The sequence below is a fragment of the Paenibacillus solanacearum genome, assembly GCF_910593845.1.
In the GTDB taxonomy this organism is placed as follows: Bacteria; Bacillota; Bacilli; order Paenibacillales; family NBRC-103111; genus Paenibacillus_G; species Paenibacillus_G solanacearum.
This window is the reverse complement of sequence record NZ_CAJVAS010000023.1, coordinates 1-21,730: the sequence shown is the minus strand read 5'-3', so window position 1 is coordinate 21,730 and position 21,730 is coordinate 1. Positions and strand designations below refer to the sequence as shown.

18 protein-coding genes are annotated in these 21,730 nt (G+C 54.6%); 4 read left to right on the top strand and 14 right to left on the bottom strand.

Annotated features, from left to right (window positions below; translation table 11 throughout):
• Position 1 precedes the first annotated feature (1 nt).
• The 9 genes from KXG62_RS21400 to KXG62_RS21360 form a co-directional block, all read right to left on the bottom strand.
• On the bottom strand, positions 2–802 hold the full coding sequence (locus KXG62_RS21400; protein WP_218094054.1) for an endonuclease/exonuclease/phosphatase family protein: 801 nt from the start codon (positions 800–802) through the stop codon (positions 2–4).
• Positions 803–881: 79 nt separating this feature from the next.
• Positions 882–2,168, bottom strand: coding sequence for a CehA/McbA family metallohydrolase (locus KXG62_RS21395; RefSeq protein ID WP_218094053.1), 1,287 nt, complete (start codon positions 2,166–2,168; stop codon positions 882–884).
• Between the two features lie 50 nt (positions 2,169–2,218).
• The gene (locus KXG62_RS21390) at positions 2,219–3,091 is read right to left on the bottom strand and encodes a carbohydrate ABC transporter permease (RefSeq protein WP_246627562.1); all 873 of its coding nucleotides are present in this window, start codon (positions 3,089–3,091) and stop codon (positions 2,219–2,221) included.
• A 1-nt stretch (position 3,092) separates the two neighbouring features.
• Positions 3,093–3,977: an ABC transporter permease subunit gene (locus tag KXG62_RS21385; RefSeq protein ID WP_246627568.1), complete on the bottom strand. Its 885-nt coding sequence runs from the start codon at positions 3,975–3,977 to the stop codon at positions 3,093–3,095.
• A gap of 69 nt (positions 3,978–4,046) precedes the next feature.
• Positions 4,047–5,459 (bottom strand): extracellular solute-binding protein, encoded by a 1,413-nt coding sequence (locus tag KXG62_RS21380; RefSeq protein ID WP_218094051.1) that lies wholly within the window; start codon positions 5,457–5,459, stop codon positions 4,047–4,049.
• Positions 5,460–5,637: 178 nt separating this feature from the next.
• The gene (locus KXG62_RS21375) at positions 5,638–6,648 is read right to left on the bottom strand and encodes a LacI family DNA-binding transcriptional regulator (protein ID WP_218094050.1); all 1,011 of its coding nucleotides are present in this window, start codon (positions 6,646–6,648) and stop codon (positions 5,638–5,640) included.
• Between the two features lie 273 nt (positions 6,649–6,921).
• A complete protein-coding gene (locus tag KXG62_RS21370) occupies positions 6,922–8,265 on the bottom strand; it encodes an ABC transporter substrate-binding protein (RefSeq protein WP_218094049.1) in 1,344 nt (447 codons plus the stop codon).
• A 105-nt stretch (positions 8,266–8,370) separates the two neighbouring features.
• On the bottom strand, positions 8,371–9,195 hold the full coding sequence (locus KXG62_RS21365) for a carbohydrate ABC transporter permease (protein WP_218094048.1): 825 nt from the start codon (positions 9,193–9,195) through the stop codon (positions 8,371–8,373).
• Positions 9,192–10,103, bottom strand: a complete 912-nt coding sequence (locus KXG62_RS21360) for a carbohydrate ABC transporter permease (protein ID WP_218094047.1) — start codon at positions 10,101–10,103, stop codon at positions 9,192–9,194. The genes KXG62_RS21365 and KXG62_RS21360 overlap by 4 nt, the downstream gene beginning before the upstream one ends.
• A 318-nt stretch (positions 10,104–10,421) precedes the next feature.
• Between KXG62_RS21360 and KXG62_RS21355 the strand changes: the two genes are divergently transcribed.
• Entirely contained in the window at positions 10,422–10,574 is a 153-nt protein-coding gene (locus KXG62_RS21355) for a hypothetical protein (RefSeq protein WP_218094046.1), read from the top strand.
• A gap of 174 nt (positions 10,575–10,748) precedes the next feature.
• Here the strand turns inward: KXG62_RS21355 and KXG62_RS21350 are convergent, their stop codons facing one another.
• The 3 genes from KXG62_RS21350 to KXG62_RS21340 form a co-directional block, all read right to left on the bottom strand.
• Positions 10,749–12,449: a M3 family oligoendopeptidase gene (locus tag KXG62_RS21350; protein ID WP_218094045.1), complete on the bottom strand. Its 1,701-nt coding sequence runs from the start codon at positions 12,447–12,449 to the stop codon at positions 10,749–10,751.
• A gap of 75 nt (positions 12,450–12,524) precedes the next feature.
• On the bottom strand, positions 12,525–14,561 hold the full coding sequence (locus tag KXG62_RS21345) for a penicillin-binding transpeptidase domain-containing protein (RefSeq protein WP_218094044.1): 2,037 nt from the start codon (positions 14,559–14,561) through the stop codon (positions 12,525–12,527).
• A gap of 282 nt (positions 14,562–14,843) precedes the next feature.
• Positions 14,844–15,908, bottom strand: a complete 1,065-nt coding sequence (locus KXG62_RS21340; RefSeq protein WP_218094043.1) for an aromatic acid exporter family protein — start codon at positions 15,906–15,908, stop codon at positions 14,844–14,846.
• A gap of 193 nt (positions 15,909–16,101) precedes the next feature.
• Here KXG62_RS21340 and KXG62_RS21335 point away from each other — a divergent pair, with 193 nt between their 5' ends.
• Complete coding sequence (locus tag KXG62_RS21335; protein WP_218094042.1) at positions 16,102–17,400, top strand: MFS transporter; 1,299 nt, start codon at positions 16,102–16,104, stop codon at positions 17,398–17,400.
• Positions 17,401–17,553: 153 nt separating this feature from the next.
• On the opposite strand, the gene KXG62_RS21330 is transcribed toward KXG62_RS21335, so the two are convergent.
• Entirely contained in the window at positions 17,554–18,996 is a 1,443-nt protein-coding gene (locus KXG62_RS21330; RefSeq protein WP_218094041.1) for a DHA2 family efflux MFS transporter permease subunit, read from the bottom strand.
• A gap of 168 nt (positions 18,997–19,164) precedes the next feature.
• Here KXG62_RS21330 and KXG62_RS21325 point away from each other — a divergent pair, with 168 nt between their 5' ends.
• The gene (locus tag KXG62_RS21325; protein ID WP_218094040.1) at positions 19,165–19,710 is read left to right on the top strand and encodes a TetR/AcrR family transcriptional regulator; all 546 of its coding nucleotides are present in this window, start codon (positions 19,165–19,167) and stop codon (positions 19,708–19,710) included.
• 635 nt (positions 19,711–20,345) lie between these two features.
• Here the strand turns inward: KXG62_RS21325 and KXG62_RS21320 are convergent.
• Positions 20,346–21,203 (bottom strand): SDR family oxidoreductase, encoded by an 858-nt coding sequence (locus KXG62_RS21320; protein WP_218094039.1) that lies wholly within the window; start codon positions 21,201–21,203, stop codon positions 20,346–20,348.
• A gap of 188 nt (positions 21,204–21,391) precedes the next feature.
• Here KXG62_RS21320 and KXG62_RS21315 point away from each other — a divergent pair, with 188 nt between their 5' ends.
• Positions 21,392–21,625 (top strand): TetR/AcrR family transcriptional regulator, encoded by a 234-nt coding sequence (locus tag KXG62_RS21315; RefSeq protein ID WP_425517366.1) that lies wholly within the window; start codon positions 21,392–21,394, stop codon positions 21,623–21,625.
• Positions 21,626–21,730 lie beyond the last annotated feature (105 nt).

Sequence of the window (21,730 nt, the reverse complement as noted above, 5' to 3'; positions counted from 1 at the left end):
ATCAATCCCCATTCAGCTCGATTTTGGCAACGATCGGATAATGGTCGGACGGATAAGCGCCGTCGATCTTTCTGCGGTCGACAGCCACCTCCGTCACTTTCACGTCCGGTGTCACGAAAATATAATCGATCGGCTCTCCTTCCGCCCCGCCTTCGAAGCTGTGCGCAGTCAGGCCGATCGCGCCGGATAGCTTGCTGTAGGCGTCGATCAGCGCCGTCGTCCGGCCCCCGATCTCCGCTTCGCCGCGTAGAAATCGAATTGGCAGCTCATACGGCCGGCTGTTCAGGTCGCCCATGATGACCGCCGGCAGCCCCGACGCGTCCCGGTGCTTGCACAGCAAATCCCAGATCATGCCCGCGCCGTTCTCCCGCGCTTGCTGCCCGAGATGGTCGAGATGCGTATTGTATAAGTAAAACTGCGTCCCTGTCCCGATCTGGCCAAACCTCGCCCACGTACAAATGCGGGGGAGATTGCTGTCCCAGCTTTTGGAGGCCGGCACGTCCGGCGTTTCCGATAGCCAGAACTGCCCTTGCTCGAGCACTTCAAGCTCCGCTTTCTTATAAAAAATCGCGCAATGCTCGTTCTCGTGCCCGCCTTTGCGGCCCTGCCCGATCCACGCATAGTCCGGCAGCCGTTCCTGCAGATCGGTCAGCATCACATGGTACCCTTCCTGCGTGCCGATCACCAGCGGATCATGATCCAGCATGATTCGTGCCGCACGGTCCGCCCGGTTCGTCCAAATGTTGTCTCCGTCATTGGGAGTATTGTATCTCAAATTAAACGTCATCAGCGTCATCTTCATCTCAGCATCACCTCGTATGGATAATTAAGCTAACTGTTATGTCGCGAGCCAAACGCATCCGGCGCCAATCCATCGGCAATCAGTCAAAATAAATCGGATTCGTCAGCGCCGCCATTAAGGTCATGTCGACAACGTCGAAGCGCCGCCATACTTCCGCGCGGATAAACGACAGGTTGGCTTCTCCGGCGTCGAAGGACAGCTCCAGCGGCCCGTCCTCGGTGGCGTCCGCTTCCTTCACTACGCCGCTGTTGCCGATCAGCTTCAGCCGGTCGCCGGCTTTCAGCCCTTCCGCCGCTACGGTGACGATTCGCTCCGTCTCCTCTGCGGGGACGGCGTCGCCAACGATGAACGAACCGCAGCGCAGCCCGATGAACGGCCCGTCCGGGGCGTAGGAGATATGCACATGACCGCGGCCGATACCCTCGAGAATGCCTTCCACCGTCTTCGACGACGCGTATACCCACGTGCACGGCATCGCATGCTTCACGTATGGGTCGGGACGATGCACGTCGCTGCCGCCAATCGCCGTCAGTCTGCGCCCGGAGGCAAGCTCACTCTGCCACCACGCGAGCGTCCGCGCGTTGCGGGCCGTCCAAGGGCCGTTCCACACTTCGACCCAGTCGTGGTCGACGCCGAAATCCCATTCCCATGCGCAGTTGTCGCAATGCGGATGGTTGAGCACGATTTTTGCCCCGCGCTCCCGCGCTTCGGCGAGCCGCGCGTTCACGTCATCCTGATCCTTCACCCGGAAATCGCGCAGCGGATCAGTCACGCCAAGAAAGTTGCTGTGCCCGAAATTGGTCGTAAACTCCATCCCCGGAATCATCACTACGCTCGTATTGCGGGGATACGTCAAGTTTTGGCTGATCGCGTTATGATCGGTCATCGCGATGAAGTCGCAGCCGAGCTGCTCCATGATCGCCGCATTGTCCTCCAGCGTATACTTGCCGTCGCTGTTGACGCTGTGCGTATGCAGGTCGCCCTTCAGCCAGCGCGGCGTCTTAAGCGCGCATTCGATCGTCACGGTGACGGTGCAGCCTTCCGGCGGAATGCGGTACGCATTGTGCAGCACCGCCCAGCCGCCCGGCGACAGCGCGCCAGGAAGATAGCCCGGCGTCGCTTTCTCCAGCCCGATCCGAAACTCCGTGCGGGCGCCGCCGCTCCAGCCCCGGACCCGGTGTGGGTCGCGCACGCCCAGGTCGACAACCGCTTTCCCTTCCCCGTGCGACTGCACGCGGTACGATACGAACAGCTCCTCCACCCGATCCGGCATGTCGAACGGAATCTCGATATAAGCGCTTTGCTCCGAATGCTCGATGACCCGCGTCAGCGTCATGGACGAGCGGATCGTTCCGTCATTATTCATATAGGATGTCTCCCCGTCATTTTCATGTTTAGGTATTGCTTATCGCGCGCTTATTCTTTATTGGCGCCGACCATAATGCCTTTGACAAAATATTTTTGCACATACGGATAAATCAGCATGAGCGGCAGCAGCGCGATGACGATCCCCGCCATTCTCACGTTCGTTGTAATGATGAAATTGCTGGACGTGGAGTCCGTATCGACGATAAGCGATTTTAACGCAATCTGCAACGTATATTTGGCATGGTCGCTAATGTACAGCAGCGCCGGCGTGAATTGGTTCCAGCGGCTGACGAACTCGAACAGCGTGACGGTCGCCAGACCCGCGCTTGCAAGCGGAAGGTAAATCCGGAAGAAAATGCGCAGATCGCCCGCCCCGTCCATACGCGCCGACTCGGACATTTCCATCGGAATGGACAGGAAGAAGTTGCGCATGAGCAGCACGCTGAAGCCGGAGACAAGCCCGGAAATGATCAGCGCGTACAGCGTATTGAGCAGATGAAGCTCCTTGTTCACGACGTACAGCGGGATCATGATCGCTTCGCCCGGTACCATCATCGTCAGCAAAATGAGCGAGACCATCGCCTTCTTGCCCGGCAGCAGCGGCTGCACCAGCACATAGCCGGCCATGGCGCAGAGCACGACGTGTCCGATCGTCCCTGCGACGGTCACGATGACGTTGTTGGTGAACGGAAGATACAGCTGCATCCGATTCCATACCGTACTGAACCCCTCGACGCTGAACTCCTTGGGCCACAGCACGATGCCCGGCTGCATGGACGCGAAGTTGGTCGAGAAAGCAAGCGCAAACGTATTAATGAAAGGAATAATCATCGTTGCGATGAGGAATAGCAAAAACAATCCATTGACCGTATCGAACACACGGCTTCCGACTCCTGCCTGCTTCGTTCTCAAATTCATCATCTCACCCCTCGTCGTAACGGATCAGGAACCGGGTTACGAATGTAATGATCAGCGTCGCAAATATAACGAGAAAGCCCGCGGCGGTCGCAAGACCGATCTTAAACTCGAGAATCCCCTTCTGATACGTGTACATCATAATGACGTCGACTTGTCTGGCGATCGCTCCGTTGCGCATGACGAAGATTTGATCGAACATCCGCAGGATGCTGAGCACATTCAGCATGACGACCACCTTCATCGTCGAGACCAGAGAGGGCAGCGTAATGTACCGGACCGCCTGCCACCGGCTCGCGCCGTCGATTTTGGCCGCTTCGTAAAGCGCCGGATTGATCGAGACGATCGCCGCCAAATACAGGATGCAGGTGAAGCCCATTTCCTTCCAGACGGAGGTCAGAATCATAACGCCGCGGGCGTAATAGGAGCTCGACATGAAGCCGATCGGCTTATCGGCGCCCAGCGCCAGCAAAATCTGGTTGACGATCCCCGTATCCGGCGACAGCATCATGATCCACATGCCGCCGACGACGACCCAGGAGAACAGATGCGGCAAATAGACGACCATTTGCGTTACTTTTTTGAACCAGGTCGACATCACTTCGTTCAAAGAGAGCGCTAACACGATCGGTGCCACGAAACCAATGACAAGCGAACCGACGCCAATAACCAGCGTATTTTGAAATGCATCCCAGAAAGCCGTATCTCTCAGCACCGCGGCATAGTTGTCGAAGCCGACAAACGGGCGGTTGCCGATCAGCCTGAAGTTCTGAAAGCTGATAATAAAACCGCGGATGAGCGGGTAGAACGAGAACAGGCAAAAGTAGGCCAGGATGGGGAGCATCATCAGATAAAGCGTTTTGTATTTCCAGACGGCCTTCAATGAAGCCACCACCTCTCGCAGTCTCTCTACGGAATGATCGGGGGAGTATACATGGCGTGCATACTCCCCCTTCAGCCGTTAGTCGATCAACTTGTTCGATTTGAGCGTCTCGCGCATTTTTTTCACGGCATCGGCTGCCGGCATTTCACCGAGAATCGCTTTGAAGGAGTACTCGTTGATGATCTTCTCGGCATCCGCCCATCTCGGCGGCGTCAGCTCCAGCGACGAATATTTGGCAAGCAGATCCTGCGCTTCCTTCACGCCCGGCAACAATCCGAACGGATTCGGCACTTTTTTGTTGTACCAGAACGGCACCCCGTGATCCATCGCATGCTCTTTGCCTGCTTTGGTCAACTCGTATTTGCCGCCGTTCTCGGTGTAGTCGTTATCTTTAATGCCAAGGCTGCCCAGAACGATGCCGTCCTTGGAATGCCACCATTCGATGAACTCGAACGCCGTGTTCGGATGCTCCGCATTTACCGGAATAACCCACAAGTCCGGATCTCCGCGGCGCAGCATGTTTTTCCCTCCCGGCCCGGCGATGCCCGCAAGCCCTTTCGCTTCAAACGCCGTCTTCGGATCCTGCTCTTTGCGCGTATTGTTCAGCATGCCTACCCAAGCGTCCCAATACGTGATCATCCCTACCCGGTCGGCCAGGAACAGGTTGCGCATTTTGCCTGCGTCGTTCGTTGCGAAGTTCGGGTCGAGAATGCCTTCTTTATAAAGCTTGTTCAGCCACTCGTATACCGGAATCGCGGCATCCGTCGAATACGGAACGTCCAGCTTGCCGTCCTTCTCCACATAGCGCTGCTTCAGGCCCGCGGCGCTGAAGATGCCCTGCAGTTCGTACATGCCGGCCGTGGACAGGCCGTACGTGTCTTTCTTGTTGTTGCCGTCCGGGTCCTGCTCGGTAAAAGCTTTCAGCACCTTGTAATAATCGTCCAGCGTCTTCGGTTCCGGCAAATTCAGCTTTTTCAGCCAGTCATTACGGACGATCGGCATCGTGCCGCCCTGGTATTTGGTGAATACGCCGTAAATTTTACCGTCCTTCGTCTTCACCTGGTCCCATTCCGCCGTAGGCAGCACTTCCGGGTCCTGTAGCACCTTGGACGCTTTCACTTTATCGGTCAGCGGAGTCAATACGCCCTGATCGATCAGTTGATTCATCGTTTCCTTGCTCACCTGCAGCAGGTCGAATTTCTCGCCGGAGGAGATGGCCGCCATCAGCTTCTGGTTATAGTCGGAAGCCGGTTTATCCAGCTTCGCCTTGATGCCGGTCAGCCGTTCGATTTCTTTCTCGAACATCGTGTTTTCTTCCGGCGACTTCCCCCCGATGACGCTGGCCATCATGCGCAGCGTGCGATCTTCCTTCTTACCGTCCGACTTCGAACCCGTACCTGTGGCCGAATTGCCGCTCGTGCAGCCGGCCAGCGCACTGCCTAACAGCATCATAGCAACCAAAGAGCTTACCGCTTTCGCTTTCTTACTCATGTGTACCCTCCCGAGTTCATTTTGGAAAATGCGATGATCGCGATTGACGAATTACAAGACCTTCTTAGTGCTTATTCCCGGCGAGCCGGTCGATGGGTCGCCTTCCGCTCACCCGGACACCCCCTTTACAAAATCTCAATGAAGCGCTTTCACAAGAGCGGTGAAATGTTGCGGCTTCTTAGGACAATCGGCTGCACGATTCGCGGATAACCAGCTTGGCTTCGATCACCCGTTGATGCACAATGCTCGAATCGTTCATCTTCTCAATTAATATGTTGGCCGCTTCCGCTCCTAAAAATTCAGCCGACTGATCCACGGCCGTAAGCCTTGGGGTCGTCTCCTGCGCCACTGTTGCGTCGTTGCTCAAAGCGATGACCGACATCCGTTCCGGCACGTCGATGTTCAGCTCACGGGCGGCCCGCAGCACGCCGAGCGCCACCCGGTCCGTATCGGCGATAACCGCGGTGTAAGGCAGCTTGCCGAACGTTTCCAGGATCGAGCGGTAGCCGTACTCCGCCGCATTGTAGCGATACTGGCGGTAATGCAGCACCTGTACCGTATCGAACGGGATGCCTTGCGCCGCGAACGACTCGGCCAATCCGCTCTCCCGGTCGTAAGCGACCGTCATGTCCGACGCGGCGTTGAGGAACAGTATGTCGCGATGACCGATACCGAGCAAATATTCGCCGACCTTGAAGCCCAAATCGCGGTTGTTGTTATCGACGTAACAGACGGTGTCGTCCATCGGGTCGGGCCGGCCGACGAGCACGAGCGGAATCCCCATCTGCTTGTAACGCTCGATGCGCGGGTCCTGCTTGCGCGGGTTCAGCATGATGACGCCGTCGACCGGATCGATCGAGAATTGCGTCGGATCGTCATGCTCCGGCAGCGTATCGAGCAGCAGCCGGTAACCGTTCCTGGAGCATTCCTTCATGACGCCGTTAATCATCTGGATTTCGAAGCCGGACATGTTGCTGTCCTTGGAGACCGGCATCTTCAATCCCGCAATCATCGTCTTCTTGATAGCCAGGCTGCGGGCGACGTGATTCGGAAAGTATCCGAGATCCTTGGCCACTTCCAGCACCCGTTCCGTCACTTGGCGGGAAATCGGCCTTTTCTTGCTGAACACGCTGGATACCGTGCCTTTGGACACACCGGCTTTCTTTGCAACATCATCAATCGTAGCCACCGTTTGCCCCATCCCTTGCCTGAATTGTTAAGAATTTATTAAACCGGTTTAATGAAGGTCTCAATGAAAACCGGCTTGTATTAAACCGGTTTAACGACCTTACAATTCTTATTATATGTTAAGCGCTTACCCATTTCAACACCTTTGTGTAAAACCAGGGTAAAATCTTGGTTAAACGTTAGAGGGAAACCCCGGCGCGATGCAGACCGGGGCCACCCATACACCATCGCTTCGCCGCACAGATGTGTATGCCTCCTGCGCGGAGACAGGCGTTTACGGCTTCACCGTCTTGTTATACTGCTGCAGTTTGGCGGAGATGTCTTTGGCCGCGCCGTCCAGCGCGTCCTTCGGCGTTTTTTTGGCGTTGAGCGCCTCCTCGATCGCCCCTTCGACGATCTGCCTTGCTTCCGGGAATACGCCCATGACCGCGCCTTGCGTCGCCGTATTCAGCTTCGTCTGATGGAGCTGGTCGACGGCCGTCTGGAATTGCGGGAATTTCTTCAAATTGTCCTTCACGCTCTGCTCGTCATACGCTTTCTTCGTGATCGGGAAATAACCGGTATTGATGTGCCAATACGCCTGCTCCTTCGGCGAAGTGAGGAATTTGACGAACTCCCATGCCGCCTTCTGCTCGTCGTCGGGCCGGTTGTTCATCATCCATAAACTGGCCCCGCCTACGATGACGCCGCCCTCCTTGGCGCCGGCCGGTTTCGGGAGAAAGCCGGTGCCCACTTCGAATTTGCCCTGCGCATTATCTACGAGCCCTTTGAGCGAAGCGGTCGATTCGAGGATCATCGCGACCTGGCCGGCGGAGAACGCTTTTTTGGAATCGTCGGTTTTGCGGCCGAGATTGTTGGCAGCCTTCGTGTCGACGAGATTTTTCCACCAGGTCAGCGTCTTGACGCCCGCTTCGGAACCCACGAGCGATTCCGTCGCCAGCGCGTTGCGGCCGTTGCCGTTATTGACGTACTCCGCCCCTTGATTCGCGAACAGCTGCTCCATGAACCAGCCGTAGATTGCAAAGTTGGCGCCTACGGCTTTGCCCGACTTCGTAATCTTGTCGGCCATCTGCTGCAGCTCCTCGTACGTTTTCGGCGGCTTCTCCGGGTCGAGGCCGGCTGCTTTGAACAGATCCTTGTTGTAGTACAGGATCGGATTCGACGTGTTGAACGGCATGGAATTCAGCTTCCCGCCGAACGTGTAATACCCGGTAATGTTCGGCTCCAGCTGCGACAGGTCATATTTGTCCACGTCGATAAACTTTTGCATCGGCGTAATCGCCTTGGAATCGATCATGAAGCGGCTGCCGATCTCGTACACCTGCACAAGCGTCGGGCCGTCCTTCGTATCCATCGTCGTCTTCAGCTTGCTGAGCAAATCGTCGTACGAGCCCTGGTATATCGCTTCGACCTGAATTTTGTTCTGGGACGCGTTGAAATCGGCGGCCAGCTGCTCCACCACCTTCTGGTTCGCCCCGCCCATCGCGTGCCAGAACACGACCTTTTTCGGCCCCGACGAATCGCCTCCCGCAGGGCTGTCTCCGCCGCATGCGGAAGCCGCAAGCATCGCCGTGGCCAAAGTTACGCCGAGAAGCATTTTGCTGTTCCATTTTCCCATAGGTAACGCTCCCTCTATTCAATTTAGATCGGGTGAATTTAGATCAGCTGAGTTTAGATCAGGAACCTGTTCGAGCAGCGGACGGCGCGCCGCCGGCGGGGTGAGCTACCCTTTGACCGCTCCGGCCGTAATGCCTCGGATCAGCTGCTTCACTCCGAGCGCCAGCAGTACGAACGATGGCAGCAGCACCAGCGTAACGCCGGCCAGAATCAGGTTCCAGGACATCACTTCTTCGTGCTGCAGCATCGCCACCCCGATCTGCACCGTGCGCATCGCCGGCTTGTTCGTGATGAGCAGCGGCCACAAATAGCTGTTCCAGTGATTCAGGAACACGTACACGGTCAAGGTCGCGAGCGCCGGTTTCGACAAGGGCAGCACGATCGACACGAAGCTGCGCACATGCCCGCAGCCGTCCATCCGGGCGGCATCGAACAGCTCCTGCGGCAGCTGCAAAAAAAACTGGCGCAGCAAAAAAACGCCGAATGCGCCTGCCATAAACGGCACGATCAGCCCCTGGTAGCTGTCGAGCCAGCCCCATGATCTGACCGTCAAATAATTCGGGATGATCGTCACTTCCCAAGGAATCATCATCGTCGAGAGGTACAGCAGAAACAACGGGCCCTTGAACCGGAAGTTCACGAAAGCGAACGCGTACGCCGCCAGGCTGGAGGTGAGGAGCTGGGCTGCGGTAATCGCCGAGGACACGACCACGCTGTTGAAGATAAATCGGACGATCGGCACCGTCTCGATCGCTTGCCGGAAGTTGCCCCAGTACAGCTGATGCGGAATGATCGGGGGCGGAAATACGGACACTTCCTTCTCCGTCATGAACGAGGAGAACACAGTGAACAGCAGCGGATACAGCACGACCAGCGACACGGCCAGCAGAACGAGATAGATGAGAGCGGCGCCAATACGGCTCATCGTCATTGGTAATGCACCTTCTTCTCCAAAACTTTAAACTGGAATACCGTAAGCAGCAGGATGATGGCGAACAGCACCAATGCTTGCGCGCTGCCGATGCCGAAGCGGAAATTGACGAAGGCGTCCTGATAGATCGAGTAGACGACCACATTCGTCGTATTTATCGGCCCGCCCTTGGTCAAAATATGAATTTGCCCGAACGCCTGAAACGCACCGATCACCGAGACAATCAGCACGAAAAAGATCGTCGGCGACAGCAGCGGCAGCACGATCTGCACGAACGTTCGGACCGGGCCGGAGCCGTCGATTTTCGCGCTCTCGTACAGCTCCTCGGGCACACCCTGCAAGCCGCTGAGCAGCACGATATAGACGAAGCCCATGTTCATCCACACCGTCATCATCGAGATCGAGAGCAGCGCGGACGAAGGATCGGCCAGCCACGAGACAGGTCCGAGGCCGACAAAGCCGATAAAGTAGTTAAGCATACCTGCTGTCGGGTGAAAGAGCAGGAGCCAGATGATCGAGCCGGTACTGACGGAGATGACGATCGGCAGTGAGAATATGAACTGGAATGCTTTCATGCCGCGCAGCTTGTTGTGCGAAAGCGCTGCCAACAATAAGCACCATATGATCGTCGTCGGCACCGTGAACAATATAAACAGCAGTGTCACCTTCAGGTTTGTAAAAAACTGCCCCGACGAGAATAGATCAACGTAGTTGTCAAGTCCGACAAAGGCGGCGATCCGCCCTCGCGGGTCGGTCAGCGTCATGCTGAGGTAGATCGACCGGAGCATCGGATAGAACAAAAACAGGATGAACACGGCAAGTGACGGAGCTAAAAACAAGTATCCAAGCAGTCCTTCCTTCCATTTCCTTCGCCCGGACGCGGAACCGGCTTGTGCAATCAATGGCATTCTCCTCCCTGCCAAGGTCTTTTTTGCCAAAATAGATTAAGCGCTTAACCTATGCCGCCTGTATCCCCTCCCCAATGAAGACCGCAGAAGCCTGCGAAGGCTCCGTCTGTCGAATTGTCGAGGCCATGTTGTATGTATATTAGCAACGCCGCGAATGTATGTATTTTCCAGTGTGAAGAGCCTCAATAAACTATCCAACGGATAAATAGATTTCCCGCAAGCATTCGTACATGGAAAATAACGGATCATGCAGCCGGATCGGATATACTTAGTGTATCTTTCATTTTATTAACACATGTAATAAAGGGAGGCAGACCTATGATCGCTATCTATATTGCAGGTGTGATGACCGCTGTGTTATCGGCGATATTCCATGGTGAGATGTTTCATTTAAGCGATGTGTTGCTGGGGATCATTGCAGGAGCTCTGATTGATATTCGTATGAAATTAAACAAAATGACTAAGCCGTAGTACACTTCATAAACGAACGACCTCCGGTCATGATGGCTGCCGGAGGTCGTTGTCATTCTTTCTATTGCGAGCGCGCTCTGCTGCAGGTTCCCTCACCCTCAGCTTGCGTCCGGCGGTGAATACCGAAGCCGAGGAAGCTGAGGCTCGATTCCGTCAGGAACATGCGCTTGCTTCCTAATATCGGCTCAGATCGGCCTGTTCCAGCCAACCCCCGATTTCATCGATCACAGAGGCCACGGTTCCTTCAGCGAACGGCGAGCGCAGTCCCGCTACCGCTACCAGCTCGGTAAACGAGCCACTGCCGCCTTCCTTGCAGAGGCGAATGTAGTCTTCCCATGCCCGGCTGGCATCCGCCTGGGATTTGACCCAGAACTGCAGCGCGCAAATTTGCGCCAGCGTGTAATCGATGTAATAGAACGGCGAGCGGAAAATATGGCGCTGCTGGAACCAGTAGCCGCCGCGGTCCAGCAAGTCGTTCTCCTCCAGTGCCAGGTCAGGCCGGTACGTGCGCTCCAGCTCGCGCCATTTGGCCTTGCGCTCCGCAGGGGTCGCTTCGGGATGCTCATACACAAAGTGCTGGAATTCGTCGACGGCCGTACCGTATGGAATAAATAAGATGGCGTCGCTCAAATGCGCGTATTTGTACTTCTCGGTATCCTCTTGGAAGAACAGCTCCATCCAAGGCCAGACGAGAAACTCCATGCTCATCGAATGAATCTCGCACGCCTCCAGCGTCGGATGCAAATACTCCGGCACGCGGTGATGGCCGCTCATGTATTTCTGGAAGGCATGGCCCGCTTCATGCGTCAGTACGTCGATATCGCCGCTCGTACCGTTGAAGTTGGAGAAAATAAACGGCACCCGGTGCGTTTTGATATAGGAGCAGTAGCCGCCAACCGCCTTGCCCGGCTTGCTGACCAAATCCATCAGCCCCTGCTCGGTCATCATCCGGAAGAACGCGTCCGTCTCCGGCGACAGCTCGGCATACATCCGTTTGCCGTTCTCGATAATCCAGTCCGCGTCGCCCTTCGGCGCCGGATTGCCGGACGGGAACCGGTACTTGTCGTCGTAATACGTCAGCTGCTCGACGCCGAGAAGCTGTGCTTGCTGCTCCCGAATGCGCGACGCGAGCGGAACGAGATGGGCGCGCACCTGCTCGCGGAACACTGCCACGCTCGCAGCGTTGTAGTCGGAACGCTTCATGCGAGCGTAACCCAGCTCCACGAAGTTGGCATAGCCAAGCTTGCCGGCGATCGCCGTGCGCACCTTCACGAGCCTGTCGTAAATGTCGTCGAGCTCCGCTTCATGCTGAGCGAAAAATGCGTACTTCGCATCCTGCGCGCGCTTGCGCGTCTCCCGGTCCGTCGACAGCGTGTACGGGGTGAGCTGCGCCAGGTTGAGCCGCTTGCCTGCAAAGTCGATCTGTGCGGAAGCGGTCAGCTTCACGTAGTCGGAGGCCAGCTTGTTTTCCAACCGCAAATCGTCCACGATGTCCGGGGAAAACGTTCTGACGGTCAGCTCGGCGATACGAAACAACTGCTTGCCCCACTTCTCCTCCAGCTGCGCACGGAACGGTGAGCGCATCAGCGCTTCGTAATAGCGGGACACCCACCCTTGGTAAATCGGCGTGTACTGGTCGAAAAAATCTTGCTCCGCTTTGTAAAACGCATCCTGCGTATTGACGGTGTGCCGAATGCGTGCGATGGCCGACATCGAGTCGAACTCGCTGCGGATTTGGTTGATCCGCTCCAGCACTGCTTCCTGCTCGCCCGCCGATTTCGCCGCGGCCAGCGCGTCGAACAGCTCCTCCATTTGCCGCTGCAAAGACTCCATATCGGGGCGGATATATTCGAAATCTTCAAATCGCTCAGACATCGTCCGTTTCGCTCCTTCGTCCGTTCCTATGTTATTGACCTACGTAAGAAACATAACCGGGAGAGGAAGGAGATGTCAATATTTCATGCTCAAATACTGCGTGAACACCTGCTTCACCTTCGCAGCTAAATGACGGCTGCCTCCGAGGTTCTGCACGTCTTCCGCCATTAGTGCCAGCAGCAACCTCGGCTGCTCGGTGTTGTAGGCTACAAACCACCCGTCCTCATTGCCGGTAGTGCCTTGGCTTTGTTTGCGCTCGGCCGTTCCCGTCTTGCCGGCCAGCGTAACACCGCTGATGCGGGCGCCGCGCCCCGTTCCCGCAGGGTTCTCGATTACCTGGATCAGGTCCTGCTGAATGACGGAAGCGACCTCGGGAGAAATGACCTGTTTTTTCCATGTGGCACCGCCCTTCGTGCCGCCCTCTTCACGCAGGAGCACCGGAGCGATCATGTCGCCGCCGTTCACAAACGCCGTGTACGTGAGCGCCACATGCAGCGGATTCATCTGCACCTCGCCTTGGCCGTAGCCGGAGTCGGCGAGCTGGATTTCATTGTTCATCCGTTTGGCCGCGAGCGTAGACTTGTCGAACGGATACGGCAGCGGGAGCGTCTCCCCGAAGCCGAATTTCCCCGCTTCGGCCATGAAGCGGTCGCTCCCCAGCTCCAGCGCCGTCTGGGCAAAATATATATTGTCCGAATACAGCAGCGCTTTCAGCAAATCGACGCTCGAAGCGGCTTCCGACACGCGGGTGACGCTGTAATTGCCCCACGAGCCGTCCTTCTTCCACTGCTTCCCGGCAATCGTCCGCGTCAGCTCCGGGGTGATGACGCCGGTCTGCAGCGCGATCGCGCCCGTAATCGGCTTGAACGCCGAACCCGGCGAGAACGTACGGGCAAACCGGTTGAGCAGCGGCTTGCGCTTATCTTCAGTCCACTGCTTCCACCGCTCGGGCGAGACGCCGGAAATGAACGCGTTCGGGTCGTAGGACGGCGCGCTCACAAGCGCAAGCACTTCTCCGGTCAACGGATGAACGGCTGCCCCCGCTCCCGTATCGCTCGCCATCTGCTCGTAGATCATGCTCTGCAACGCCGCGTCGATCGTCAAATGAATCGTCGCGCCGTCTTCGGCACTGCGCCTTGCGAGCTCCGCCTTCTCCTTGCCGCCCGCATCCGTTATGTAGATTCGTCCGCCGTCCTTCCCCCGCAGCTGCTGCTCGAACACCTGCTCCAGTCCGGCTTTGCCGACAAAATCGTCCTGCCCGTAGCCTTGGGCTTTCCGCTTCTCCCACTCTTCCGCGCTGATCTTGCCGACATATCCTGTAAGATGCGCGGCCGCCTCCTGGTAAGGGTAGGCGCGCACCTTCTTCGTCTGCGTGGCCACGCCTTTGACGGCGATAATGCGGCGAAGACGCTCGTCGTCCTTGGCCAGCAGTGCAACCGGCACGAACATGTCCGGCTTGACCCACGCCGCTTTGAGCTTTTGCTCCAGGTCGCCTGCACTTACCTGGAGCAGCCCGGCCAGCGTTCCGATCGTATCGGACGCCGGCTCCGGCAGTTGCTGCGGCACGAGACCGATCTCCAGCTTATCTTCGTTCACTGCCAGTCCCCGGCCGATCCGGTCCACCAATTCCCCCCGCTTCGCTTTCAACGTTAACGCTCTTACTTTATCCCCTTCGCCGAGCTGCGGGAATATCATCGACGGCGTCCAGTCTACGAGCCACTGGTTCTGCTCCTTCACCATAACGGCGGTCGATTCATACTTCACCGGTCCGACGAAGGTGTCCATCTCCATCCGAAATCGGATCGGCGCGCGATTCGCTCTGGCGGACGACGCGGAGGACGCGTTCCCCTGAGCCGTCTCTGGCACCATCGCAGGAGCGAGCCGAGTCGCCTCGATGCCTTCGTAGATCGACCGATGCCGCTGGACGAACGTTTCTTGCGGCATCGCCGCCCGGGCGCGCGAAGAGAGCGCTTCGTACATCACTTCATAATCATGTCTGGCCCACGCCGACAAAAACGACTGCAGCCGATCTTCCGGGGAGAGCGGTTTATCCCTGCACCCGACCGCAACGGTCATTAATACGAGCACCAAGAATAGCTTGGTCTTGTTCATCAAAGTCACCCGCCTGTCTTGTTGTCATTCGCTTGCCCTTGTTGCCGGCAGCCGATTTCATTGAGCCCCATACAGCCCCGTCGGCGCAAATTCCAGCTTATTGTAACGCAAGCGGCGGCGATAAGAACATGGAGCGCGAGTAACAGTTCCCTTACGGCCGAATGACGACAAAAAAGCCTCTCCGGCTTGATCGCCGAAGAGACTTTCCGCCGCGGCGCGTGTAACCCTCCGCGGTAATATCGATTCAATAGCTCCGCCCGTCAGCCTGACGGCTGCGGCAGCTTATTTCAGACGTATCGTTTCCAGCAGCGCTTCGAACGGCTCCTTCTCCTCTGTCTCCCCGCGGTGGAAATGCTCGACCAGCTTATCGAGCCTGCCCGTCTGATGGCCGTAGTCATACATCGCCGCCGCTACGACCGACAGCCGCAGCATGCCGTCCGGCTTTTCCCCGTACCGTTCGATTAAGGTCGTCATGAACTTCTCGTTCTCCGCCTCGATATCGAACTCCGTGCTGCCCGCCTTCAGCTTGTCGTCAAATTTGAGCAGCACATGCTCATGGAACTTGATCAGCCGCTCCAGATGCGCGTCGAAGAACGCATCGGTGCGCGCCGAGCGGGCCGACTGGAAGTAATGCTCCTCCACCGCATCGATGACTTCAAGCCCTTTGTACAGCGTGTGCAGCATCTGCTTGTAGACGACCAGCTGGCGGATGCGGCCGAAGCTCGTGCGCCTCACCTTCTTGATCTCTTCCTCCATGAGCTTATACTTTTCCCCGAGCGACCGCAGCGCGTTCCGCAGCCCTTCCTTCTCCTCACGGAAGACGCTCTCCTTCATCTCGTCGGAAATGACGGTGCGCAGCAGCAGCGAGATCGTGCCGAACACCGTATGAATTTGCGTGCTGAACTGCTGCTTCGGCTTCGGGGGGAAGAAGATGACGTTAATGACAAACGCGCTCCCGATCCCGATCAGACTGAGCAAAAAGCGATTCATGGCAAACTGCCATTCGGCCGAAGCTTCCATCACCGCCACGACGGTCACCAGCGTCAGCCCGATCGTCTCGCCCATCCTCATCCGCAAGCAGATGATGATGACGAGAATGCATACGATGCCGATCGCGATCGGATTGTTCGAGAAAAACATCCCGGCCAGCAGCGCCAGCGCGGCGCCGAGCACATTCGTCTGCAGCTGGTCGAGAAAATAGCGCCAAGACCGGTAAATCGAAGGCTGCATGGCAAAAATCGCCGCCACAGCCGCGATAACGGGAGGAGAAAAATCCAGCCAAATGCTAATGTATAAAGATAATGCCACCGCGATCCCCGTTTTCCATACGCGGGCGCCGAACACCATATGGGCCCTCCTCTTTCTCCTATGTTACACCTATCTTACACGGCGAACGCCTGGGATGCAAAGGAGAAACCGCCCTACCCAGGACACACGTCGAAAAATGGACCGAATAAAGTTTCTATAGCTGACCGGCAAGCCATAAGCTACAATGAGGGAAGAACGCGTCGTTCACCATGACAACCCGAGGTGGCCCATTGTGGAAGCCAAGTACAAAGTGCTGCGGGACAACATTCATCATAATCTGTGGAACGGCGTCTTCTGGGCGATCGGCTTCAATCTGGTCACGCCTTTCATTGGCGTGCTCGCAGCCCGCCTGAACGCAACCAACAGCGAATATGCGCTGCTCTCCTCCGTGCCTGCCCTGCTTACGATTCTCGTCACGCTGCCGGCCGCGCTCATTCTTGGCCGGTTCCGCAAGCAGAAACGGATCGTCGCAGGTCTGATCCTGCTTTGCCGCTTCTTTTATTTCCTCCTGATCTTCGTCCCTTTGCTTCCCGTCTCCAAAGTCATGGCGTTAATATGGCTCGTCGGCTTGTACAATGCGACCAATACGATCATCGCCGTAGCGTATCAGTCGATTATGGGCGAGATTATCCCGCTCAGCTACCGCAACAAAGTGTTCGCCCAGCGCAATATGTGGACCGGCGTGTGCGGCATGATCGTCGCGCTTGTCGCCGGTTGGGGAATCGACCGGCTCGGGTACCCGCTTGGCTACCAGCTCGCATTCACGGTCGGATTTATCGCGGCTCTGGCGGAGACGTGGTATTTCACGAGGCTGAAAATTCCAAGCGAAGACATTGATCCCGCCGCGCCGACTGAGGCTGCATCGGCAGTCATTGCGCCGACTGCACAGCCATCAGGAAGCCGCCGTCCATGGATCGGCCGGTTTCAGATGAACTACGGGCTCCCGTATTATTTGTTTTGCGGCAGTGCCGTCATCTACTTGTTCGCCTGGCAGGCCGCATGGCCGATCTTTACGAAGATCAAGGTGGATACGCTGCAAGCGACCAATATGATGATCAGCATCGACGCGATCGCCGGTTCGGTCGGCTCGCTCATCGCCTTTCGCCCTTGGGCCGCCCTGGCCGACCGTAGGGGCAACGGCTTCACGGTTTTCGGCTCCGCGTTCTCGCTTGCGCTATCGCCTTTCCTGTGGATCTATGCGCCGAACATGATCTGGATCTGCTTTTACGATTTTCTCGGAGGCTTCTCCACTGCCGGGCTGACGCAAGCGATCTTCAACCGGCTGCTCGAAATCGTGCCGGAGCAAGGACGGCAGCGGGCGATTGCCATCTATACGACATTGTCGCAGGTGTCGGCCGTATTCGCGCCGATTGCCGGCATGGCGCTGTATGCCAGCGTATCTTACGCCACGTGCATGAGCATACTCGGCATCGGCCGCGTCTTCGGCGCCGTATGCTTCCTGATCATTCTGGTCCCCGCCGTAACCGGCTGGTTTGCGCACCGGCAGCGGCAGAAAGGGCTGCCCCGGTAATCGGGAGCAGCCCTGGAGCGTTTATGGATGAATGTAAGACTTAAGCAGGCGTCGCTTAGAAACGTGACGCTGCGGGTTCGGCCGACTACTGTGCAATTTCTCTGTGATACTACGGTTCAGCTTATCACTTCAATGGTGAAACGTTGCACACGCTTAGCTCGACGTGATTTTTTGTATACTTGTCTGTTTCCTTGTTGATGAAAATATGGTGATACCTAGTGCGGCAACGCCTAATATTGTCATAAAAATATAGGCGTCGCTCGAACCGTAGATGGCCGCGAGCGTTTTTATTTGCTCGATTCCAGCGGCAGGTAATCCGCCAGAAAGGCTCGCAGCATGTTTCGTTGTTTGAACCGTGAAAATCGTTATGACCACCGCTGTTCCAATTGCACCGGCAAGCTGCCGGACTGTATTATTCAGAGCGGTACCATGCGTAATCATTTGTTTGGGCAGCGCGTTCAAACCAGCCGTGTTCAGCGGCATCGATAAGAAGCTTAACCCAATGCGCAAGAAAATCGTTCGAACCATCAAGAATACAAAGGACGTCGTTTCATTTAAGTCCGTCACGACCCACATCGAAGGAATCACACAAATCAATCCAATAATAAACATTGGCTTCGCGCCGAAACGGTCATACAGCTTTCCTGTCATTGGGGACATGAAGGCATTCACAAGCGCACCCGGTAACAAAAGCAAGCCGGCATCCAGTGCCGTAAAGCCACGGCCATCCTGCAAATACATAGGCAATAAAATCATATCAGCATACATGAGCATCGTCACAAGTACATTAATCATCGATGTCATTGTAAACGTCTTGTTTGTAAAAACAGCCAAATTTAATAAGGGATCATCTGAACGCAGTTGCCGGAAACAGAAAATAGCCGTCACAACCATACCTACGATGAGAGAAATAACGACTATGGCACTGTCCCATCCTTTACTTCCGGCGTTACTGAACCCATACAGTATAAACCCAAAGCCTATTGTCGATAAAATGACGCTGCTCAAATCCAATTTGGCAGCTTGCGCTTCGGAAACATTCACCAAATATTTCAAGGCAAGTACAATTACAATCGCCACCAATGGAAGCAGCCCGATAAACAGCCAGCGCCAAGAGAAATATTCGATGACAAATCCCGCTAATATCGGTGCAATCGCAGGGGCGATAATCACCGCGAAGCCAATGAAGCCCATAGCGCTGCCACGTTTTTCAACGGGGTAAATGAACATGACGATACTCATCATTAAAGGCATAATAATACCGGCGCCTGCTGCTTGAATCATCCGCCCGATGAGTAAAACAGAAAAGCTCGGCGCCACAGCGCATAGAATGGTGCCGATGAATAGTAGAACCATCGAGCTATTAAATAATTGTCTCGTTGAGAAGCGCTTCATTAAAAAAGCAGTAATCGGAACAAGAATTCCATTCACGAGCATAAAACCAGTGGCAAGCCATTGAATGCTGCTAGCCGAAACAGAGAACACTTCCATTAAGTTACTTAATGCAACGTTTAGAAGCGTTTGATTTAATGTCGACAGAAAACAGCCAGTGATAAGGACTGTCATTAAAACCTTTTTGTTCATCGCTGAAGTCATACCCTTCTTCCTTCCATTATTGCTTTTACGACATATTGTCGATAAAATTTATGATAACAACATTCGATTAACATGCCTATAATCAAATTGCGCATAATCGTCAACTAAGCGACAAAGTGTCCAATAACGTCAATAAAACGAGAATTAATAGATGGAAGCAGGAGAAGAATGAGTGAATTAAAGAAGGCAGACCCTCGTACGCTGCGTTCGAAAAAAATGTTTAAAGAAGCCGTCATTGCATTATTAAGTGAACATGTAGCGATCAATTCGTTAACTGTTCAAAAGATTGCGAACAGAGCTGAACTCAATCGCGCTACTTTTTATTTACACTATGTCGATATTAACGACTTACTGCGAGAGCTCGTTTCAGACATTTTCGCAAATTTGGAAGAAAAGCTTAAGCCGCTATTACGTTTAGAAAGCCTAAATGAGCGTCATCAATTATTAGCGTTTTTGGACTACTTTTACTTACACCGAAAGCTGTTTGCCTTGTTATTTGAGGAAACTGAATTTAATCGAAAAATGCATAAAGAACTAAAAGCCTTCATACAAGCTAGAAGATCGATGAGGAATATTGAAGAAAATGCACCGCGCGCGTCGTTGGATATATTAGCGGCCTCCATGCTTGGTGTCATTATGTGGTGGATTACCGAGGGGAATGATTACAGTTCAGAATACATTGCAAATCAAATTGACATCTTGTATAAAAAGTAACACCAACTCAGATGAAACTGACATATGAGAGAATACATGCGGTTACTTGTGTATAATTACGGAAATATTACTGCGTTAATCGGGGGTCTTCATCTTGGCCACCCATTACTCTGAATCTTTCTCAACATACGACATTTCAGTCGGGGCTGGAAATGATTGCGGCATTGACTGTTTTGCCATTATAGTTAATGGCTGTCTTGTTACCGAGCCAGAGGAAATCCGCAATGTTTTCTCTATTACACTACCACGGGCCGCTGTCTTTGAATGTATTGGTGCCGAGGGATTACAGACATTGTACAGGAACTGTTTATCCAGAAATCCAAAGAGTTGAACAAGCTTATCTTGGATTTATTCCCGTAACTGAGTTTTTGAAGCTGATTGAAAATGACACAGGCGACAGAAGCATTTCAATTTGGCATCATCAGAACATTAAAGTAAAACTTTAGAGCCCCTCTCAATAGAGGCTAACTTTTTACAGTAGAGATAGATATGCAATATGTACAGAGCATCGATAAAACTTGCGTTATTTGTGATGCGGTTCACCGCACTGTCTGTAACGGCAAGTTTTAGGGCCACCCTATGCGGAGTGGCCCTCTCTTTGCCCGGACACACCGGAAACAGCATTCACAGCGCGTCTATAGAGCCAGAGACTCCTTTAAAAAGTCTCTTAGCGTCAACGGAGGTCGCCCGATTAGGTCAGCTAAAGCGTTGCTCGTTTGCGCAAAGTCCCCGTTACGGCTGGCATGGAATAAACCTAAGGTGATCGCAATGCGAATTTCCGGAAAACCTTGTGCAGTCAGATATGCCCGATACGCTTCGTCCGTTACGACCTTTCGGTAGATAGGCCTGCCGACGATATCCGATACCATCGCCGCAACCCCCTCCATGTCAATCGCTTCAGAGGCTGTTAGATTCGGAGATGGGCCGTCCCAGTTCTTCTCGGTTAATATCACTGCAGTTGCTTGTGTCAAATCAGAGTGCGCAGTCCAGGCAACCGGACCGTCTTCGGGAACAATCAATTCACCCGTTTTGATGGCATCGCCGATTAATCCAACCAACGAGGAGGCGTAAAAACCGTTGCGAAGAGATGTGTGGTGCATACCCGACTCTTTAAGCAATTCCTCTGTGGCTGCATGGTGAACCATAGGCGGAAAATACGACGTCGAAGAAGAGCCCATGTGACTCGTGTACAGTACCCTTTTGGCACCGGAATTCTTTGCTGTGTCAATCGCGGTTTGGTGTTGTCGGATCCCCGCACTTCCCAAAATACCGGTTGAAACAAGGAGAACCTGCGACGCGCCTTCAAAAGCATTCATCAAGCTCTCCGCCTGGGCGAAATCGCCATGACGGACACGTACGCCGCGCTCCTTTAAATCCTGCGCCTGGCTCACATCCCGAACACTGACGCCAATCTGCTCAGCCGGGATACGCTTAAGCAGCTGCTCGACCACGCCCCTGCCTAACTTCCCATTTGCCCCGGAGACGATAAGCATGTTACTTTCACCCTTTCTTCTCTGTAAATAATTTGCTAACTATACGGTTTTGTGTAACCATATATCGCATAAGTAAAAGATAAAGGGTTGGAACCCGGTCAACAATCAACAAAAGGCTGGTTTCGTTGCGTTCCCGACACAATCGCCTGTTTGTTTGTTTTTGAGATCCGAAGAAAGCGTGGTGTAGCATGCCGGTAAATCCAAGCGACCCCCGAGTAAAGAGAACCCGTCAGCAGTTTATTCAAGCCTTTAACGATCTGCTCGACGAAAAGAGAAACCTCTATTCGATTTCCGTTCACGACATAGCGAATCGAGCGACCGTCAACCGCGCAACCTTCTATGCCCATTTTGAAGACAAGTTCGCTTTTCTGGCTTATTGGATGACGGAGAAATTTCAACTCATTCTCAAAAAACATTCATGAGCCTACCGCTCACAACCCTGTGATGAAAATGTTTACTACGAGCAATAGCACAACGTCTGAATCTAATGCAAACTGTCCATCCTTGTAATGGAGGGACAGAAGAAA

Bases quoted from the DNA above. Each gene is read 5' to 3' on its own strand.
- KXG62_RS21395 (WP_218094053.1), bottom strand. From the start codon at position 2,168: ATGAATAATGACGGAACGATCCGCTCGTCCATGACGCTGACGCGGGTC.
- KXG62_RS21330 (WP_218094041.1), bottom strand. From the start codon at position 18,996: ATGACTTCAGCGATGAACAAAAAGGTTTTAATGACAGTCCTTATCACT.
- KXG62_RS21340 (WP_218094043.1), bottom strand. From the start codon at position 15,908: ATGGTGTTCGGCGCCCGCGTATGGAAAACGGGGATCGCGGTGGCATTA.
- KXG62_RS21355 (WP_218094046.1), top strand. From the start codon at position 10,422: ATGATCGCTATCTATATTGCAGGTGTGATGACCGCTGTGTTATCGGCG.
- KXG62_RS21325 (WP_218094040.1), top strand. From the start codon at position 19,165: ATGAGTGAATTAAAGAAGGCAGACCCTCGTACGCTGCGTTCGAAAAAA.
- KXG62_RS21345 (WP_218094044.1), bottom strand. From the start codon at position 14,561: ATGAACAAGACCAAGCTATTCTTGGTGCTCGTATTAATGACCGTTGCG.
- KXG62_RS21315 (WP_425517366.1), top strand. From the start codon at position 21,392: ATGCCGGTAAATCCAAGCGACCCCCGAGTAAAGAGAACCCGTCAGCAG.
- KXG62_RS21400 (WP_218094054.1), bottom strand. From the start codon at position 802: ATGAAGATGACGCTGATGACGTTTAATTTGAGATACAATACTCCCAAT.
- KXG62_RS21360 (WP_218094047.1), bottom strand. From the start codon at position 10,103: ATGCCATTGATTGCACAAGCCGGTTCCGCGTCCGGGCGAAGGAAATGG.
- KXG62_RS21320 (WP_218094039.1), bottom strand. From the start codon at position 21,203: ATGCTTATCGTCTCCGGGGCAAATGGGAAGTTAGGCAGGGGCGTGGTC.
- KXG62_RS21370 (WP_218094049.1), bottom strand. From the start codon at position 8,265: ATGGGAAAATGGAACAGCAAAATGCTTCTCGGCGTAACTTTGGCCACG.
- KXG62_RS21365 (WP_218094048.1), bottom strand. From the start codon at position 9,195: ATGACGATGAGCCGTATTGGCGCCGCTCTCATCTATCTCGTTCTGCTG.
- KXG62_RS21390 (WP_246627562.1), bottom strand. From the start codon at position 3,091: ATGATGAATTTGAGAACGAAGCAGGCAGGAGTCGGAAGCCGTGTGTTC.
- KXG62_RS21350 (WP_218094045.1), bottom strand. From the start codon at position 12,449: ATGTCTGAGCGATTTGAAGATTTCGAATATATCCGCCCCGATATGGAG.
- KXG62_RS21380 (WP_218094051.1), bottom strand. From the start codon at position 5,459: ATGAGTAAGAAAGCGAAAGCGGTAAGCTCTTTGGTTGCTATGATGCTG.